At 70.9% G+C, this 18,884-nt stretch carries 15 protein-coding genes and 2 pseudogenes; 13 read left to right on the forward strand and 4 right to left on the reverse strand.

Translation table 11 applies throughout. The annotated features are described in order from the left end of the window. From AN218_RS07265 to AN218_RS07290, 6 genes are all read left to right on the forward strand, one after another. The coding region (locus tag AN218_RS07265; protein WP_275936958.1) for a 2-oxo-4-hydroxy-4-carboxy-5-ureidoimidazoline decarboxylase at positions 1-459 on the forward strand (459 nt) is incomplete at its 5' end. A 242-nt stretch (positions 460-701) separates the two neighbouring features. Further along, positions 702-1,082, forward strand: a complete 381-nt coding sequence (sdhC, locus tag AN218_RS07270; RefSeq protein ID WP_079131904.1) for a succinate dehydrogenase, cytochrome b556 subunit — start codon at positions 702-704, stop codon at positions 1,080-1,082. Between the two features lie 5 nt (positions 1,083-1,087). After that, positions 1,088-1,573, forward strand: coding sequence for a succinate dehydrogenase hydrophobic membrane anchor subunit (locus AN218_RS07275; RefSeq protein WP_070015951.1), 486 nt, complete (start codon positions 1,088-1,090; stop codon positions 1,571-1,573). Between the two features lie 25 nt (positions 1,574-1,598). Then, a complete protein-coding gene (gene sdhA / locus AN218_RS07280; RefSeq protein WP_070015938.1) occupies positions 1,599-3,353 on the forward strand; it encodes a succinate dehydrogenase flavoprotein subunit in 1,755 nt (584 codons plus the stop codon). Continuing rightward, positions 3,353-4,144, forward strand: coding sequence for a succinate dehydrogenase iron-sulfur subunit (locus AN218_RS07285; RefSeq protein WP_070015939.1), 792 nt, complete (start codon positions 3,353-3,355; stop codon positions 4,142-4,144). Before sdhA ends, AN218_RS07285 begins: the two co-directional genes overlap by 1 nt. 270 nt (positions 4,145-4,414) lie before the next feature. Then, the gene (locus AN218_RS07290; protein WP_420855947.1) at positions 4,415-5,374 is read left to right on the forward strand and encodes a trypsin-like serine peptidase; all 960 of its coding nucleotides are present in this window, start codon (positions 4,415-4,417) and stop codon (positions 5,372-5,374) included. Positions 5,375-5,530: 156 nt separating this feature from the next. On the opposite strand, the gene AN218_RS07295 is transcribed toward AN218_RS07290, so the two are convergent. Further along, positions 5,531-6,451: a transglutaminase domain-containing protein gene (locus tag AN218_RS07295; RefSeq protein WP_070015941.1), complete on the reverse strand. Its 921-nt coding sequence runs from the start codon at positions 6,449-6,451 to the stop codon at positions 5,531-5,533. Positions 6,452-6,543: 92 nt separating this feature from the next. On the opposite strand from AN218_RS07295, the gene AN218_RS07300 reads away from it, so the two are divergent. Both AN218_RS07300 and AN218_RS07305 read left to right on the forward strand, forming a co-directional pair. Continuing rightward, positions 6,544-7,851, forward strand: coding sequence for an acyl-CoA thioesterase/BAAT N-terminal domain-containing protein (locus AN218_RS07300; protein ID WP_070015942.1), 1,308 nt, complete (start codon positions 6,544-6,546; stop codon positions 7,849-7,851). A gap of 147 nt (positions 7,852-7,998) precedes the next feature. Then, positions 7,999-9,756 carry a hypothetical protein gene (locus tag AN218_RS07305; protein WP_171908625.1) on the forward strand — a complete coding sequence of 586 codons (1,758 nt, stop codon included), beginning with the start codon at positions 7,999-8,001 and terminating at the stop codon, positions 9,754-9,756. A gap of 55 nt (positions 9,757-9,811) precedes the next feature. Here AN218_RS07305 and AN218_RS07310 read toward each other — a convergent pair whose 3' ends face one another. Continuing rightward, positions 9,812-11,860, reverse strand: coding sequence for a hypothetical protein (locus AN218_RS07310; protein WP_141747497.1), 2,049 nt, complete (start codon positions 11,858-11,860; stop codon positions 9,812-9,814). Positions 11,861-12,178: 318 nt separating this feature from the next. Next, on the reverse strand, positions 12,179-13,387 hold the full coding sequence (rocD, locus tag AN218_RS07315) for an ornithine--oxo-acid transaminase (protein ID WP_070015945.1): 1,209 nt from the start codon (positions 13,385-13,387) through the stop codon (positions 12,179-12,181). A 296-nt stretch (positions 13,388-13,683) separates the two neighbouring features. On the opposite strand from rocD, the gene trpS reads away from it, so the two are divergent. The 3 genes and pseudogenes from trpS to AN218_RS37965 form a co-directional block, all read left to right on the forward strand. Then, entirely contained in the window at positions 13,684-14,697 is a 1,014-nt protein-coding gene (trpS, locus tag AN218_RS07320; protein ID WP_070015946.1) for a tryptophan--tRNA ligase, read from the forward strand. A 137-nt stretch (positions 14,698-14,834) separates the two neighbouring features. Next, complete coding sequence (locus tag AN218_RS07325; RefSeq protein ID WP_070015947.1) at positions 14,835-15,467, forward strand: 2'-5' RNA ligase family protein; 633 nt, start codon at positions 14,835-14,837, stop codon at positions 15,465-15,467. A 115-nt stretch (positions 15,468-15,582) separates the two neighbouring features. Further along, positions 15,583-16,359, forward strand: a pseudogene (locus AN218_RS37965) (YihY/virulence factor BrkB family protein); the annotation flags it as partial. A gap of 172 nt (positions 16,360-16,531) precedes the next feature. Here the strand turns inward: AN218_RS37965 and AN218_RS34245 are convergent. Continuing rightward, positions 16,532-18,091 (reverse strand): D-alanyl-D-alanine carboxypeptidase family protein, encoded by a 1,560-nt coding sequence (locus AN218_RS34245; protein ID WP_420855946.1) that lies wholly within the window; start codon positions 18,089-18,091, stop codon positions 16,532-16,534. Between the two features lie 111 nt (positions 18,092-18,202). On the opposite strand from AN218_RS34245, the gene AN218_RS07335 reads away from it, so the two are divergent. Both AN218_RS07335 and AN218_RS36480 read left to right on the forward strand, forming a co-directional pair. Beyond that, positions 18,203-18,490: an SCO4848 family membrane protein gene (locus AN218_RS07335; protein WP_070015949.1), complete on the forward strand. Its 288-nt coding sequence runs from the start codon at positions 18,203-18,205 to the stop codon at positions 18,488-18,490. Positions 18,491-18,506: 16 nt separating this feature from the next. Beyond that, positions 18,507-18,884: pseudogene (locus AN218_RS36480) on the forward strand (metallophosphoesterase); the annotation flags it as partial.

Here is an 18,884-nt window from a genome sequence, read left to right on the forward strand (position 1 = left end):
GAGCAGGCCGCCGCCCTGCTGCTGCGCTGCTGCGCCAGCACCCGCTGGGCGGCCCGCGTCGCCGCGTGCCGTCCGTACCCGGACCGGGACGCGTTGCTGGCCGCGCTCGACGAGGCCTGCTACGACATGACGCCCGCGGATCTCGCCGAGGCGCTGGCCCCCGAGTCGCCCCTGCTGCCCTCGCCCGGCCCGCACGGGCACGACCACCGCGGGGTCCTCGCCGCGCACACCGCGCTGCGGGCGGCCCACGCCGCGTACGAGCACCGCTTCGGGCACGTCTTCCTCGTCTGCCTCGACGAGTACGAGCCGGGCGAGCGGCTCGACCAGGCACTCGCCGGTGTCCGCACCCGGCTGGGCCACGACCCGGAAGAGGAACGTCCGTTGGTGGCCGAGGAGTTGCGGCGGCTCGCCCGCGGGCGGCTGCTGCGACTCGTCGCGGGCGGCACCGGCGCCCACTGACACCGCACCGAAACCGCGCCGCAACAACGCCTCAACAGACGCCCTGCCAGCGGGTCTCCGCCGACGGGCGGCACTGCCTGATTGATCACATCCGCCCCTCCCGAGGCCGATGTGCCGACAAAGCGTCGCTACGATGGCTCCCGGCCGGTGGTCCGTACCCGGCCGAGCCCGACCGACACCGCTGCACTCTCAGCCGAAGATGGCGGCCGGCTCTGACATCCGCACCCGGAGGGGTTTTTTCCGTGCCGGCTGGAACGCTGTACCGCGGCCGGGAAGGCATGTGGTCGTGGGTGGCTCATCGAGTCACCGGTGTCCTCATCTTCTTCTTCCTGTTCGTGCACGTGCTGGACACCGCGCTCGTCCGCGTCTCGCCCGAGACGTACGACGAGACGGTCGCGATCTACAAGACGCCGATCGTCAACCTCATGGAATACGGCCTCGTGGCCGCGGTCCTCTTCCACGCGCTCAACGGCCTGCGGGTCGTCGCCGTGGACTTCTGGTCCAAGGGCCCGAGGTACCAGAAGCAGATGCTGTGGACCGTCATGGGCATCTGGGGCGTTCTGATGATCGGCGCCTTCTACCCCGTCCTCCGGCACACCCTCCACGCGCTGGCCGGGAGCTGATGACCATGCCGACCGAGACCGCGAACGCACCCTCCGGGAGCGACGGCGCCGAGGGCACCGGCCGCTACGGCGTGGACAACCCGGCGCCGCTGATCGTCCCGCCCCGTGCCCGTACCGCCCGGACGCCGAAGGCGACCCGCACCAACTTCGAGCTCTACGGATGGCTGTTCATGCGGCTGTCCGGCATCCTCCTCGTCGTGCTCGTCCTGGGGCACCTGCTGATCCAGCTCGTGCTGGACGGCGGTGTGACCAAGGTCAGCTTCGCGTTCGTCGCGGGCCGCTGGGCCTCGCCGTTCTGGCAGGTCTGGGACCTGCTGATGCTGTGGCTGGCGATGCTGCACGGCGCGAACGGCCTGCGGACCGTCATCAACGACTACGCGGAGCGGGACGGCGCCCGCCTGTGGCTGAAGATGCTGCTGTACACGGCCACCGTCTTCACCGTCCTGCTGGGCACGCTGGTGATCTTCACCTTCGACCCGAACATCCGCTGACGCACGTACGGGCTGAGGTGACCCAATGAAGATCCACAAGTACGAGACCGTGATCGTCGGGGCCGGCGGCGCGGGCATGCGGGCGGCCATCGAGGCCACCAAGCGCAGCCGCACCGCCGTACTGACGAAGCTCTACCCGACCCGCTCCCACACCGGCGCCGCCCAGGGCGGCATGGCCGCGGCCCTCGCCAACGTCGAGGAGGACAACTGGGAGTGGCACACCTTCGACACGATCAAGGGCGGCGACTACCTGGTCGACCAGGACGCCGCCGAGATCCTGGCGAAGGAGGCCATCGACTCCGTCCTCGACCTGGAGAAGATGGGCCTGCCGTTCAACCGCACCCCGAACGGCACCATCGACCAGCGCCGCTTCGGCGGTCACAGCCGCAACCACGGCGAGGCCCCGGTGCGCCGGTCCTGCTACGCGGCGGACCGCACGGGCCACATGATCCTTCAGACGCTGTACCAGAACTGCGTGAAGGAGGGCGTGGAGTTCTTCAACGAGTTCTACGTCCTGGACCTGCTCATGAACGAGGTGGACGGGGTACGCAAGACCGCCGGCGTCGTCGCGTACGAGCTGGCCACCGGCGAGATCCACATCTTCCAGGCGAAGGCGGTCGTCTTCGCCTCGGGCGGCAACGGCAAGTTCTTCAAGGTCACGTCGAACGCGCACACCCTCACCGGCGACGGTCAGGCGGCGGCGTTCCGGCGCGGACTGCCGCTGGAGGACATGGAGTTCTTCCAGTTCCACCCGACGGGCATCTGGAAGATGGGCATCCTGCTCACCGAGGGCGCCCGCGGCGAGGGCGGCATCCTGCGCAACAAGGACGGCGAGCGCTTCATGGAGAAGTACGCGCCGGTGATGAAGGACCTCGCCTCCCGTGACGTCGTCTCCCGAGCGATCTACACCGAGATCCGCGAGGGCCGCGGCTGCGGCGCGGACAAGGACCACGTCTACCTCGACCTGACGCACCTGCCGCCCGAGCAACTGGACGCCAAGCTCCCGGACATCACCGAGTTCGCGCGGACGTACCTGGGCATCGAGCCGTACACCGACCCGGTGCCGATCCAGCCGACGGCGCACTACGCGATGGGCGGCATGCCCACCAACGTCCAGGGCCAGGTGCTCGCCGACAACAGCACGCCGGTGCCGGGCCTGTACGCGGCGGGCGAGGTCGCCTGCGTCTCCGTGCACGGCGCGAACCGGCTCGGCACCAACTCGCTGCTGGACATCAACGTCTTCGGACGGCGCGCGGGAATCGCCGCCGCCGCGTACGCGGCCACCGCCGACTTCACCGAACTCCCGGAGAACCCGGCCGCGTTCGTCGAGGGCGAGGTGGAGAACCTGCGCGACGCGACGGGCAACGAGCGGGTGGTCGACATCCGCAAGTCGCTGCAGGAGTGCATGGACAAGAACGTCATGGTCTTCCGCAGCGAGCAGACGCTGAAGGAGGCGGTCGAGGAGATCGCCGAACTCCGCAAGCGCTACCGGAACATCAGCGTCCAGGACAAGGGGAAGCGCTTCAACACCGATCTGCTGGAGGCCATCGAGCTGGGCAACCTGCTCGATCTGGCCGAGGTGACGGCCGTCTCCGCGCTGGCCCGCAAGGAGTCCCGCGGCGGCCACTACCGCGAGGACTTCCCCAACCGCGACGACGTCAACTTCATGCGGCACACCATGGCGTACCGCGAAGTGGGCGCCGACGGCACCGAGTCGATCCGGCTGGACTACAAGCCGGTCGTGCAGACCCGCTACCAGCCGATGGAGCGTAAGTACTGATGAGCACCGCAGTCATCGACACCTCCGACCAGTCCGCGGCCGGTTCGGAGCCGGCGGCCTCGCACCTGGTCACCGTCACCTTCCGGATCCGGCGCTTCAACCCCGAGGTCTCGGCGGAGAGCGCGTGGGAGGACTTCACGCTCGACATCGATCCCAAGGACCGCGTCCTGGACGCGCTCCACCGGATCAAGTGGGAGCAGGACGGGACGCTGACCTTCCGGCGCTCGTGCGCGCACGGCATCTGCGGCTCGGACGCGATGCGCATCAACGGCCGCAACCGGCTGGCGTGCAAGACGCTGGTCAAGGACATAACGGCGATCAAGGACGGCAAGGGCGCCAAGCCGATTCTCGTCGAGGCGATAAAGGGCCTCACGGTGCTGAAGGACCTCGTCGTCGACATGGAGCCGTTCTTCCAGGCGTACCGGGACGTCATGCCCTTCCTCGTCACCAGCGGCAACGAACCGACGCGCGAGCGGCTGCAGTCGGCGGAGGACCGGGAGCGGTTCGACGACACCACCAAGTGCATCCTGTGCGCCGCGTGCACGAGTTCGTGCCCGGTGTTCTGGAACGACGGCCAGTACTTCGGCCCGGCGGCGATCGTCAACGCGCACCGCTTCATCTTCGACAGCCGTGACGAGGCGGGCGAGCAGCGGCTGGAGATCCTCAACGACAAGGACGGCGTGTGGCGTTGCCGTACGACGTTCAACTGCACCGACGCTTGCCCCCGCGGCATCGAGGTGACCAAGGCGATCCAGGAGGTCAAGCGCGCGCTGATCACGCGGCGCTTCTGAGCGGGGGACGCCCCAGAGGTACGGGCAGAGATACGGGAGGGGCGCGCGCCCGCGCCCGTCCGCGAGCGCATACGACGGCGCCCGGGGCCACGCCCCGGGCGCTTCGTCGTGCCGGTGCCCCGACTCCCGTTCGTCCGGGGCGATTTCGGGGCACGCTATCGACGCACCACGCAACAGGCACGTCATACCGCACCACTCATCTGCCCCATCCCAGCAGAAGGAGTACGCGTGAGACGCACACGACGTATGCGCCGGGGCGCCGGCGCCCTGATGGCCGTTGGCGCCCTCCTCGGCCTCGCGCTCCAGACCACCCCCGCGAGCGCCGACTCGGGCGGCGCGCCTCCCGCCTCGCCGGTCTCCCAGACCGTGGCCGAGAGCGCGCAGGCACGGGCCGCCGGTGTGTGGACGGCCGACCGGATGCGTGCCGCCACCCCCGTCGAGGATCTGCTCGACCTCGGGGCCCGCGCCGTGCAGCGGGCGGGCCAAGCCGTGCCCCGTGGCGAGGAGTTGACGGTCCCGCCCCTCGGCTCGCAGGACGGCGCGAAGGCGCTGCCCGAGGCCGGCGGGCCCTGGTCCGGCGGCGGTGACGTGGAGAAGACCACGGGCCGGGTGTTCTTCAAGATGGGCGACCGGGACGCCTCGTGCTCCGGCGACGCGGTCACCAGCGACAACGGCAGTACGGTCATCACGGCCGGCCACTGTGTGAAGTACCAGGGCGCCTGGCACACCGACTGGGTCTTCGTGCCCGGCTACCACGACGGCGAGGCCCCGCACGGCAAGTGGGCGGCGGCCGAGACGCTGACCACCCCGCAGTGGGAGGCCGACGAGGACATGAACTTCGACGTCGGCGCCGCGGTGGTCGACCCGCTGGACGGCAAGAAGCTGACGGACGTCGTCGGCGGCCAGGGCCTGTCCTTCAACGCCGACTACAACACCGAGATGTACTCCTTCGGCTTCCCCGCAGCCGATCCGTACGACGGCGAGAAGCTGATCTACTGCAGCGGCACGACCTTCCAGGACGTGCTGCTCACCAAGGACCACGGCCTCTCGTGCAACATGACGGGCGGCTCCAGCGGCGGTCCCTGGTTCACGGAGTTCGACGAGAAGACGGGCAAGGGCCTGCAGTCGTCGGTGAACAGCTTCGGCTACACCTTCCTGCCGGACACGATGTTCGGCCCGTACTTCGGGGAGGACGCGAAGACGCTGTACGAGACGGCACAGGCGGGCTGACCCGCCGACTCCCGTGCTGCGGCGGCGACTTCGCCGGCGCGGCGGCTGTCACCCCCGCAGCCGTCGTGCCGTGCGTCGCCGTCGCCGCGGCGACGGAGCGACGACGGAGAACCGACGCGGCGACGATCTGAGGCGCCGCGCCGCACTCACGGCGCCTCAGCCCTCGGAATCCCTCGGGCCGCGCAGCCGCACCTCGCACTCCCCCTCGAAGGACTGGTACGAGGTCACCGTCGCCGGCACCCGCAGCCCCGGGCTGTCCCGGTAGAGCGCGCGTACCTCGTCGAAGTCCGCGGCGACGGTCACCCGCGCCGCCTCGTCCAGCAGCGCGAGCTCCTCCTCGCCGGGCTCCTCGGCGCCGTCCTTGCCGCCGTCGCCGACGCCCCAGGCGTCCCAGGGCAGCACCTCGTCCCGGTTGAGCGCGGCGAGGTCGCGTACGACGTTGGCACGCACCATCCAGCCGCCCATCAGCCCCAGCACGCTGACCCCGAACGTCTTCGGGTCGGCCTCTCCTTCGCGGCAGCGCCGCCAGCCCTCACCGGCGACCAGGAAGCGGTCGCGGGGCACGTCGAGCGGGTCGAAGTCCAGGGTGTACGGCTGCTCGATGCGGGTGTCCGGCACCATCTGCGGGTCGCTGAGGACCCAGCCGCGCTCGGGGTGCGCGTACTCGGTGATCCAGTGGTCGTCGTGGAAGCCCTCGGCGAAGTAGGTGGCGTAGCCGCAGCGGATGCGCGCGGGCGTCCCGGTGTGGCGCAGCAGCGCGCAGTGCAGCAGGGCGAAGTCGCGGCAGGTGCCGGCGAAGCGGTCGAGGGGACGGCGGGGCGCGGTGAGCGGTGCGCCGTCGAGCCGGACGACGATGTCCAGGATGTCGTCGATGTAGCGGGTTTCGGCTTCGGAGCGGTAGCGGGAGTCGGGCAGGGCGCAGCCGTAACGTCCCGCCTCCTCCCGGTGTATGAGCAAGTGCCGTACGAGAAGGGCCAGTTCGTCGGGGCCCGTGGGCAACTCCGCGAGCCTGGCGGCCATACCGGGATCACTGTGGACGCTCTGCGTTAAATAGAAGTCACGCTCTGCGGGCAGCATGCGCGAAAGGGTGGCGGATTTCACCGGGGATTTCCAGCCGGGAGAGTTCTCCGGTTCCGTGCACGCGGCAGGGGGTGCGTAGGGTGCCCCGGATGAGACGTATCCCGAAAGCACGGACCGGCGTCGCCGTGGTGGCGATGCTGGCCGCCACGGCGGCGTGCTCCGGCGGTGGCGGCTCGGACGACGCCCGCAAGCCGGCGGACGACGACCACGCGGCGATCCACGTCGACCACCCCGTCGCCCTCGCCGACCAGGACGTGAAGGTACGCATCGGCGGCCTCGGCGCGCACGACCGCGTCACCGTCGCCGCGCAGGCGGTCGACCGCAGCGGCCAACCGTGGCGCGCCAGCGGCCGGTTCACGGCGGACGCACAGGGCCGCATCGACCTCGACCGGCAGGCCCCGCGCGGCGGCCGCCCGTACACGAAGGCGGACAGCACGGGGCTGCTCGGCGCGATGCTGCCGACGGCGGGCCGGGGCGTACGGATGATCGGCAGCGGCGACGCGTTCTCGTACCACCCGCCGTCCCCGGCCGAGAAGCGCGCGTACGGGCTGCGGCTGACCGTCACCAAGCACGGCAAACAGCTCGCGGACCGCTCCATCACCCGGCAGTGGCTGACGAAGACGGTGCGGCACCGCAAGCTCACCGTCGCGAAGAACCGCATCGACGGGGAGATGTACACCCCGCCGCCGGGCAAGCACCGCCGCGCCCCCGTGCTGGTCTTCGGCGGCTCGGAGGGCGGCAACTCCGGTGAGTACGCTGCGGCGTTGCTGGCGGCGCGCGGCCATCCGGCGCTGTCGCTGTGCTACTTCCGCTGCGGCAAGGGCTCGGGCCGTCCCGACGCGATCAACATGATCGACACGGGCTACTTCCTGCGCGCCGCGCGCGTCCTGGGCAAGGAGCCGGGCGCCGACCCCCGGCGACTGGCCGTGATGGGCAACTCGCGCGGCAGCGAGATCGCACAGCTCCTGGGCCAGCGCCATCCGTCCGTCGTACGGGACGTCATCGCGTACGCGCCCTCCGAGGTCGTCAACGGCCCCTATCTGGCGGGTCCTTCGGGCCGCGCCGCCTGGGCCGAGCACGGGCGTCCCATCCCGGCGGGGCCCATCCGGCTGGACCACGTACGCGGCACGGTGCTCGCGATCGCGGGCGGCAACGACAAGATGTGGGGCTCCGCGCAGGCGGCCCGCGCGATCGCGGCGCAGCACAACTCCTCCGGCAGGAGCCACCAGCAGATCGCCTACCCCGGGGCGGGCCACCACGTGAACTGGTTCCCCTACGGCCAGCCCGGCCAGGAGGGCGGCGCCAACGGCGCTGTCACCGCTACCGCGGGCTCGGACCAGGAGGCGCGCAAGGACGGCTGGGCGCGTGTGCTGAAGCTGCTGGACGACGGAGTGTGACGGGCGGACGGGGCGGACCGGACGGACCGGGAGCGAGGGGCGGCCCGGCGGCTCCGGGCCGGTGCCCGCGGGGCGTTCAGTACCATCAGCGGCGTACACGGCTTCGCCTCATCCGCTCTGTCCCGTCCCGTAGTTCGGGAGCGCACAGTGAGTTCTCCGTCACACGGACCCCCCGCATCTCCGCACCGGGACGAGCGGGACGCGCGGGATGAGCAGGACGGGTCGGGCACCTGGGAGGTCAAGGCCCGGGTGCTGGGAGTGGCACGGAACCTGACGTCGGCGACCCGGCTGCACGACGTGCTCTCGCTGCTGCGCGACGTACGCGGCGTCGAGATCTGGTACACGGTCAACCCCGGCTCCGACTTCTCGGCGGGGCTGGAGGACTATCTGCTGTCGGTCAGCGGCGAACGCCACGTCCTCTCCTGGGCCGAGGCACAGCACGCGCACTTCGATCTCGCGGTCGCGTGCGCGGTGCACAGCTCCATGCACGTACTGGAGGCACCGCTGGTGGTGCTCCCCCACGGGGCGGGCTACAACCGGCTCGTCGCGCGCTCCACCGGCGACACCACCTCACCCGCCGGACTCTCCCGGGCGGAGCTGACGTACGACGGCGCCGTCGTACCCGACGTGATCTGCCTGTCGCACGAGGGACAGCGCCCACGGCTGGCCGTCTCCTGTCCGGAGGCCCTTCCGTACACCGAGGTCGTCGGAGACCCCGCCCACCAACGGACTCGGCAGAGCCTGCCGCTGCGTGACCGCTACCGCCGCAGGCTCGGCGCGGTGGACGGCCGGAAGCTGGTGGTGGTCAACAGCACCTGGCGTGAGCACTCGCTGCTGGGCCGCTGTCCCGACCTCCTCCTGCGGCTGGTGGCCGAGCTGCCCGTCGACGAGTTCCGCGTCGTCCTCGTCTCGCACCCCAACGTGTGGGCCTGGCACGATCCGCACGGCGTCCGCTACCGGCTCGGCCCGGCCCTGGACGCGGGGCTGGCCGTGCTGCCTCCCCAGGAGGGCTGGCGGGCTGCGCTGATCGCCGCGGACTGGATCGTGGGGGACCACGGGTCGACGACGTTCTACGGCGCCGCGCTGGGCCTGCCGACCCTGCTGGCGGCGGACGGTCTGGACGAGCTGGACCCGGCGTCGCCGACGGCCGCATTCACCCGGGACGCTCCGCGGCTCGATCCCCGACGGGACCTGTACGAACAGCTCTTGAGCATCGCCGCGACCTACGATCCCGCGGTCTCGCAGGCGGCGTTCGACGACCAGGTACAGCCGCTCGGCGACTCCGGGCGGATCGTGCGCGACCTGCTCTGCGGCCGTCTGGCGCATCGCGGGATCCAGGTCCCGTCCGAGCCGCCGCCGCCGAGGCCCGTACCGGAACCAGAACCGCACACGGAGCGCGGCCCGCAGACCTTCGACGTGGTGGGCACCGTGACCGGCGACGGGACGGTCGGGATACGGCGCTTCCCCCACGTCCCGCATCCCGGCCGGGACCGGGCCCGGGAGGCGCGGGGATTCCTCGCCGTGACGGACGAGGAGACCAGGACGGAGTTGCGGCAGAGCGCGGACGTCGTCGTACGGACGGTCGCCGAGAGCGAGGTCCCCGCGCGCGCCTGGGCCGAGCAACGCGCCCGCGAACTCCCCGGGTTGAGCGTCGTCGTCGCCGCGCTGGAGGAGGACCGTCACCTCGTGCTGCTGCGCGAGGACGGACGGCTGCCGGGCGGACGGTGGCTGGAGGCGTACACACAACGGGAGTTCGGCATGCCCACACCGCGGCTCGATCCCGTGCTGCTGGGATCCGCGCTCTGCCAGTGGCTGATGACTCCCCATGTGGGCCGTCTCGGCGGGGAGTTGACCATCCGTACGGGCGATCACGAGGTCCGGGTGCGCTTCACCGGCGAGGAGTGAGCGGGTAAGTGAGAGGTGCGGGCGGCGGCGTCGGGTGTCTCCGCCCGGCCACCAACTACCGCTGTCCGCCGCCCGGTTCGCCCCCGGTATCCGCGGCGCCCGCACCGTCCCGGCCGTCGGCACCGTCCTCGTCGACTACGTCGACCTCGTCGTCCACGGCGTCCACGGCGTCCAGATCCTGCCGCAGCTCCGCGATGCGCCGCCGCCATCCCGCCGCCAGATCCTGGTCCGCCACGTCACCGGCGAGTTCGCCGAGCGACGTCAACGCCTGCTTCAGCTTGGCCCGTTGGCGGAGCCACGCGGCCCAGTGCGCCGCGTTCACCGTCTGCCGCGCGGCCTCCTCGACGTTCCCCAGGGCCCGTTGGACCTGTCCCTGGACGATGCCGATACGAGAGCGCATCGGGTCGTCGGACGTACGGACGGCGCCTGCCAGCGCCTCCGTCAGCAGCGTCTCGGCCTCCTGCGCCCGCCCGGCCTGCAGCAGCGCCTGCCCCAGTCGGTAGCTCTGCACGATGACGCCGTGTGCGTCCTCCGCCCGTTCGTTGGCCTCCCGGGCGGCGGTGAACAGCTCGACGGCCTCGCCGGGTTGCTTGCGTGCGAGCCGCAGCAGCCCCTCCGTCTCCCAGATCACTCCGGACAGCACGGGCTCGTCGACGAATCCCAACAGCTCGGCCGCACGGCCGAGTTCTTCCTCGGCCCGGTCGTGGTCGCCTGTCTCCATGTACGCGCGGGCGAGCTGGTTGCGGAGCCGGCTCTCCGCCGCCGTACGGCCCTCCCACTGCGCCGACTCGATGCCCAGCCTGTGGGAGGCGATCCAGTCGTCGAAGTATTTCGTGGTGTGGTCGAAGGCCCACAGCGACTCGCATATCCGCCACACCGGGTCGTGGAGACCGGCCTCGTGCGCGGCGCTCAGCACATCGAGGATGTTGGCCCGCTCGGCGTGCAGCCAGTCCAGGGCGGTGGCCGAGTCCGCGAAGTGCGCACGCGGGGAGAGGCCGCTGATCCGGTAGCGCCGATGGAGCACCGCACGGTCCGCCGCGGCGGTCCTGTCCACATAGAAGTCGACGAACTCGCCCAGCAGCCGCTGCCGTTCACCGGAGTCGACCTCGCCCGCGGCCCGGCGCCGCGCATGCAGCCGTACGAGATCGTGCAGCCGGTAACGGGCCTGCGCCGACTCGCTCCCGGCGGCGAAGGCACCGGCCCGTACGGCCAACTGCCCTGTCAGCAGGCCCGCCAACGCCCCGTCCATCCCCGACAGCCCCGCATGCTCCAGGAGTTCGGGCGTGAACGTCACCCCGGGGAAGACGCCCAGCATCCGCAGCGCGGCGCGGCTGTGCTCCGGGAGGCCGTCGTACGCGGAGTCGAGCGCGGCCGACATCGTGACCCCCTCACCGTCCGGTTCACCGTCCAGGATGTCCAACCGCCGCTCTTCGTCGCGGAGTTCGGCCAGAAGGTCGGGGACGTTCTGCTGCGGCCGCTCTAGCAACCGCGTGCCCACGGCCCGCAGAGCGAGGGGCAACCCGGCGCAGAGGTCGGCCAGTTCGGCGAGTGCGGGGTGTCCTCCGCGTTCGGCGTCCAGACAGCCGCGGAAGAGTTCGACACTGGCCTCGGCCGTCAGCGGCCCCACCGGCACGGACCGGGCGCCGTCCATCGTCAGCCCCGGTATCGGCCGACGGCTGGTGATCACGACCACGCCCCCCGCCGGGATGAGGGGCCGGACCTCCGCGGCCTGCTGAGCGTTGTCGATGACGACGAGCAGCCGGAGTCCCGCGGTGACCGTACGGAAGGCGGCCGCCCGCTCGCCCGGCAAACTCCCGATCTCGCTCTTGTCCTGGCCCAGCGCCCGCAGCCACATCTCCAGCACCGCTGCGACGTCGACCCCGCCGTCACGCCGTACGTCCGCCAGGTCGATGTAGAGCTGACCGTCCGTGAAGCACGACTGCAGTGCGGCCCAGTGCCAGACCAACTGGCTCTTCCCGACGCCGCTCAGACCGCTTACCACTGCGAGACTCGCCGAGACGCGCACGTCGGTCTCCGCGCAGAGCTTCTCCAACTCCCGGAGTTCTTCTTGGCGCTTGACGAACCAGCTGTTCGGCAGCGGCACTTGACGCGGGCGCGGACGCGCCCGCCGCTCGCATTTGAGCGTACCGATCGATATGAAAGCGGCCTGAAGGAGGGAACCGTGAATGTGGCCCCCCGTGGCGCTGTTGTGCGTACCGGCGCCCTCGTGGCCCTCCACCCTGGTCTCCCCTCCCCGACACCCGACGTGCCCTGTCGTGCTGCCGCCGTGTCGTCCTGTCCCCCCGGCATGATGCCACCGACGGGTGTGCGCCGTACGTCAACTNGGTGTGCGCCGTACGTCAACTGCCGTACGGCGCACACCCGTCGGCCGTGCGCTGTCAGACCGTGCGGCGTCGGGCCGTCAGCCGCGCAGCACCGCGTCGAGCTGCTCCAGCCCCCAGTCGAGGTCCTCCTTCGTCACCACCAGCGGCGGCGCGATACGGATCGTCGAACCGTGTGTGTCCTTGACCAGCACGCCCTGGGCCATCAGCTTCTCCGACAGCTCCCGGCCGCTGCCGTGCGCCGGGTCGACGTCCACACCGGCCCACAGACCGCGCCCGCGCACCTCCCGTACGGCGCCGCCCTTGCCGGCCAGGACGCCCAGCTCGTGGTGGAGGTGCTCGCCCAGCTCCTTCGCCCGCTGCTGGTACTCGCCGGTGCGCAGCATCGCGATCACCTCCAGCGCGACCGCGCACGCCAGCGGATTGCCGCCGAAGGTCGACCCGTGCTCGCCGGGCCGGAAGACGCCGAGCACCTCCCGCGAGGAGACCACCGCGGAGACCGGCACGACACCGCCGCCGAGCGCCTTGCCCAGCACGTACATGTCGGGGTGCACGCCCTCGTGCTCGCACGCGAAGGTCGCACCGGTGCGCCCCAGCCCGGACTGGATCTCGTCCGCGATCATCAGCACGTTCCGCCGCCGCGTCAGCTCGCGTACGCCCGTCAGATAGCCGGCCGGCGGCACGAGCACGCCCGCCTCGCCCTGGATGGGCTCCAGCAGAACGGCGACCGTGTCGTCGTCGACGGCGGCCTCCAGGGCGGCCAGATCCCCGTAGGGAACGATCTCGAACCCGGGGGTGTACGGACCGAAGTCGGCCCGTGCCTCGGCGTCGGTGGAGAAGGAGACGATCGTCGTCGTACGCCCGTGGAAGTTGTTGTCCGCGACGATGATCTTCGCCTGCCCGTCGCGTACGCCCTTGCTCCGGTAACCCCACTTCCGGGCGGTCTTCACGGCCGTCTCCACGGCCTCCGCGCCCGTGTTCATGGGCAGGACCATCTCCATGCCGCACAGCTCGGCGAGCTGTTCGCAGAAGTCCCCGAAGCGGTCGTGGTAGAAGGCACGCGAGGTGAGCGTCACCCGGTCCAACTGCGCCTTGGCCGCATCGATGAGCCGCTGGTTGCGGTGGCCGAAGTTGAGCGCCGAGTAGCCGGCGAGCATGTCGAGATAGCGCCGTCCGTCGGCGTCGGTCACCCAGGCGCCCTCGGCGGAGGCGACGACGACGGGCAGGGGGTGGTAATTGTGGGCGCTACGCGCTTCGGAGGCGGCGATCAGCCTTTCCGAGGTGGACATCCGGGGTCTCCGTTCGTCTCGTGTCATCCCGCGGCGCCTCCCGCTCTTCGCACGTCGTCCCGTGTCGGCGCGGAGGGCTGCCTCTTTCTATCGTCCACCCCGGGGATGCGGAAGAAACTGTCGCGCCGGTACGGGTTCCGGCCGGACGCCGCCGGACCCGCCGGAGGCCACGGGGCGCCGATCCGGCGCACGCGGACGCGGCCACCGCGCGGAGGCGGCGCACGGCGCCGACACGGTGCCTCAGCTCACTGCACAACCGTGCACGCCCGCCCCGGGGGACCTGAGACAATGGGCGCATGGCCAATGACCGTCCGCGTGTACTCTCCGGCATCCAGCCCACCTCGGGCTCGTTCCACATGGGCAACTACCTGGGCGCCGTCCGTCAGTGGGTCGCGTTGCAGGAGACCCACGACGCCTTCTACATGGTCGTCGACCTGCACGCGCTGACGCTCCCCCAGGACCCGCGGGAGCTGCGGGCCAACACCCGCCTCGCCGCCGCACAGCTCCTGGCCACCGGCCTCGACCCGGAGCGCTGCACGCTCTTCGTCCAGAGCCACGTGCCCGAACACGCCCAGTTGAGCTGGGTGATGGAGTGCATGACGGGCTTCGGCGAGGCGTCCCGCATGACGCAGTTCAAGGACAAGTCCTCGCGGCACGGGGCCGACCGCACCTCCGTGGGCCTCTTCACGTACCCGATCCTCCAGGTCGCGGACATCCTGCTGTACCAGGCCGACCAGGTCCCCGTCGGAGAGGACCAGCGCCAGCACATCGAGCTGACGCGGAACATCGCGGAGCGCTTCAACGGCCGCTACGGGGAGACCTTCACCGTCCCCGAGCCCTACATCCTGCGCGAGACGGCGAAGATCTTCGATCTCCAGGACCCGACGGTCAAGATGAGCAAGTCCTCGTCCTCGCCGAAGGGCATCATCGACCTGCTCGACGACCCGAAGGCGTCGGCGAAGAAGATCAAGAGCGCGGTGACGGACACCGGCAGCGAGATCCGCTTCGACCCCGAGCAGAAGCCGGGCGTGAGCAATCTGCTGACGATCCTCGCGACGCTCACGGACGTCACCGTCGCGGAAGTGGAGCAGAAGTACGCGGGCAAGGGTTACGGTGCGCTGAAGACGGACCTGGCCGAGGTCGTCAGCGAGTGGGCCGCCCCGTTCAGCGCCCGCACGCGCGAATACCTGGACGATCCCGAGACGCTGGACTCGCTGCTGGCGGAAGGCGCGGAGAAGGCACGGTCCGTCGCCGCGGAGACGCTGGCGCAGGCCTACGACAAGGTGGGCCTGCTGCCCGGCAAGCACTGACCGCGCCGGCCGCACACGCACACCGGCCGGGGCACGGCCGCAGACCTCGACCGGGACAGCACGACGACATGCAGCTCACAGCGCACAATCCAAGACAGCGGGCCGGGCACCGGCCTTCGAGCAGGGAGGAGCACGAGGTGGGGACCGTCACGCTCGGCGTATCGATCGCCGTCCCCGAGCCGCACGGCAGTCTGCTCCAGCAGCGGCGTGCGAGCTTCGGCGACCCGGCGGCTCACGGCATCCCCACGCACATCACCCTGCTTCCGCCGACGGAGGCCGATCCGGCGGAGCGGCCCCGTATCGAGTCGCATCTGGCACGGGTCGCCGCGGCGGGCCGTCCCTTCACGCTGCGTCTGTCGGGCACGGACACCTTCCGGCCGCTCTCCCCCGTCGTCTTCGTACGGCTGACGGAGGGTGCGGCACCGTGCTCGTGGCTCCAGGAGCAGGTGCGGGCGCCGGAGGGTCCGGTCGCGCGCGAGCTGGCCTTCCCGTACCACCCGCACGTCACGGTGGCGCACGGCATCTCCGAGGAGTCGATGGACCGGGCGCAGGAGGAGCTGGCGGGCTTCGAGGCGTCCTGGACGGCCACGGGCTTCGCGCTGTACGAGCAGGGCGCCGACCTGGTGTGGCGACTCAAGCGGAAGTTCTCGTTCGGGTCGGGCGAGGAGACACCGTTGTCGGTCTCCGGGGTGCCCCGGCAGGTTCCGCAGCCCTTCCCGGTCTGCGAGGACGGCGCGGGCTCGCCGGACTCCTTCGCGCCGCTGCGCTGACGGCACTGACAGTACTGACAACGCCGACGCTCCCGGTGCCGCTACGGCCCGTATCGCGGCGCAGGTCACGGACCCGCGGCCGGATGAGCGGCCGCGCAGTGGGTAACCGCCGATCATGGAGTGGCTGACGAAGCTGCCGGTGATCGGGCCCCTGGCCGCGTGGTTCTTCCGTACCCGCGTCTGGCGCGTCTACCGGCACCTGGACGAGCACAAGTGGGCGCGGCACGCCGCGTCCATCACGTTCACGAGCTTCATCTCCCTCTTCCCCATGCTCGCGGTCTTCGCCGCCGTCGGCGCCTCCCTGCTGACGCCGGAGCGGATGCGGACCGTGCAGCACACGATCGACCGTCAAGTCCCCGGGATCTCGGCGGAGTTGAACCTGGAGTCGCTCGCGGACAACGCGGGGACGATCGGGCTCATCGCCGGTTCGCTGCTGGTCGTCACCGGCGTCAACTGGGTCGGCACGCTCCGCGAGAGCCTGCGCGCCCTGTGGGACCTGGAGGAGGACCCGGGCAATCCGGTGCTGCTGAAGCTCAAGGATCTCGGGACGCTGGCGGGGCTCGGGGCGGTCGGGCTCGTCTCGCTGGCCGGTTCCGCGTTCGCCGTCTCCGCCGTGAGCTGGGCCGCGGCGCAGGTCGGCATCCGCGAACACGGCATCGGCTCGGTCCTGCTGACCGTCGCCGGGTACGCGGCCGCCGTCACCGCGGACTTCGCCCTGCTGTGGTACGTGCTGACGGTCCTGCCCCGCGTCCGTCCGCCCCGCCGCGCGACGGTGCTGGCCTGCACGATGGGCGCCCTCGGCTTCGAACTGCTCAAGCTGCTGCTGGGCGGATATCTACAGGGCGTCGCGACGAAGAGCGTCTACGGGGCGTTCGGTACGCCCATCGCGCTGCTGCTGTGGATCAGCTTCATGGCGAAGCTGATGCTCTTCTGCACCTCGTGGACGGCCACGGAGCGCACCCTCAAACCGATCGAGGAGATCGACGCACTGGGAAACGGCGCGCCGGAGACCGTGGAGACCGAACGCGCCGCTCCCGTACTGGACGAGGAAGACGAGCCGACCGTCAGTCCGGATCCCCGACCCGGGCCGGACCCGAACCGGACGTCTCGCTCCCCGCGGCCTCCTTCGGAGCCGGATCAGAGCCGGAGCCAGAGTCAGGACCAGAGCCGGAATCGGAGCCGGAGCCGGAATCGGAGCCGGAATCGGAGCGGGAGCTAGCCGCGGTGCCGGTGCCGGTGGCGGAGCCGGACTCGGTGGCGGAGCCGGACTCGGTGGCGGAGCCGCCGGGCCCCGAGCCGTGTCCGAACGGAATCCGGCGCAGCCGTGCCAGATCCGGGATCGGCCACCGGCGGTGCACCGCGTACGCCACCGCCGCCACCAGTACGAGACAGGCGGCGATGATGCCGAGCGCGACGCCGGCGCCGCCCGAACCGCCCCCGTCGTCGGCGGCGCCGGCGCCGGAGCGTCCCGCGGCGTTCTTCCGGTCCGCCTTGTCGCCGGACTTGCCCGAGGCGCCCTCACCGGCCGGCGCGACGAGCTGCCCGACCGGCTCGACCTTCTCCGCCGCGTCGAAGCCCCAGTCGAAGAGCTTCGCGGTCTCCTTGTAGACCTCCAGACCGCCCTGCTCGTCGTCCGGGTGCATGGCCGTCACCAGCAGCACACGGTCGCCGTGCTGGGCGATGCCGGTGAAGGTGGCGCCGGCGTTCGTCGTCGAGCCGTTCTTCACGCCGGCGATGCCCGGGTACGGGTCGAGGCCGATGTCGCCCGTCAGCAGCCGGTTGGTGTTCTGGATCTCGTACGTCTCGCGCTTGCCCTTCTTCCCCTTCTTGCCCTTCTTCTCCTCGCCGGGGAACTGGGCGCGGGCCGTCGAGGCGTACTCGCGGAAGTCGGCGTTCTGCATGCCGGAGCGGGCGAAGAGCGTCAGGTCGTACGCGGAGGAGACCTGGCCCTTCCTGTCGTAGCCGTCGGGGCTGACGACGTTGGTGTCCCCGGCGCGCATCCGCTCGGCCTGAGTGTTCATCTCGCGCACCGTCTTGGGCTTGCCGCCGTTCATCGCGGCGAGCACGTGCACCGCGTCGTTGCCGGAGCGCAGGAAGACGCCGCGCCACAGATCGCGGACGCTGTACGTCTGGTCCTCCTTCACGCCGACGAGGCTGCTGCCCTCGCCCATGCCCTCCATGTCGGACGCCTTGACCTCGTGCGTCTTCGTCTTCGGGAACTTCGGCAGCACGGTGTCGGCGAAGAGCATCTTCAGGGTGCTGGCGGGCGGCAACTTCCAGTGGGCGTTGTGCGCGGCCAGCACCTCGCCGGACTCGGCGTCGGAGACGATCCAGGAGCGCGCGGTGATGTCGTCCGGGATCTCGGGCGGCTTCTTCCCGGGCTTGGCCTTCATCTGCGTACCGGGCGAGCCGAGCGCCTTGCCGCCGACGGTCGACATATGGGCGGGCGGTTCCGGATCCTTGCCGTCGTCCGCCACGGCGCCGGGCCGCATGCCGGCGGGCGGGCCGCCGGGGGACGCCGCGTGGGCGGTGCCGCTGAGCGAGAGAGGGACGAGGAGCGCGAGGGACAGAGCGGCTGCGGCTGTCGCGGGCTGACGGACGGCCCTGAGTGAGGAAGTCGGCACAGGGCGAAATTACATGCCCGTCGAACACTTGTGGACATCGCGGTCCCCCGTGAAGCCGGTCAGTTGGCCCCTCCCGGGTTATCGCGTTAGCCCGACAGCCATACTTGAGCCATGAGTCAGTCCGCGGGCACGTCCCCGTCCCGGCGCCCTCTCTCGCTGAGCCGTCCGGTCTCCTGGTTTCTGCTGGCCTTCGGGGTCTGGTCCTGGTTCGTGTGGATCACCTTCGCCAAGAACCTCTGGAAGGACAGCAGCGGACTCGCATTCGACGACGCCGGTGAACCGACCGGTTACTTTTGGGTCCATCTGCTGCTCGCCATCGTGTCGTTCCTGCTCGGCACGGCGATCGGCGTCATCGGTTTCCGGGGGCTGAGGGCTCTTCGGGGCAGACCCGGAGAGTAAGAGGGGGTGGCCGACCATGGCCGGTGCTTTCGCGGTCATCGCACTGACGGTGTTCGTGCTGATGGGGTTCGCGCACTGGTATCTGTGGCGGCGGCTCGTACGGGACGTCTCCGCGCCGGGCGGAGTCTGGCGCCGTACGGGGACGGTGCTGGCCGTCGTGCTGCCGGTGGTGACGGTCGTCAACGTCGTCGTGGGGCGCAGCGACGTGCCCTTCACGCTGCAGCGGGTGCTGGCATGGCCCGGCTATCTGTGGTTGGCGCTGCTGCTGTATCTGCTGATGGCGCTGGCGGTGGGCGAGGCCGTACGGCCGCTGCTGCGGCGGGCGTTGGCGCGGCGGGCGGCGTCGCGCGGGACGCCGGGGCAGCCGGGGCAGCCGGGAGAGAGCGGCGAGACC

The organism is Streptomyces nanshensis, assembly GCF_001751255.1.
Classification (GTDB): domain Bacteria; phylum Actinomycetota; class Actinomycetes; order Streptomycetales; family Streptomycetaceae; genus Streptomyces; species Streptomyces nanshensis_A.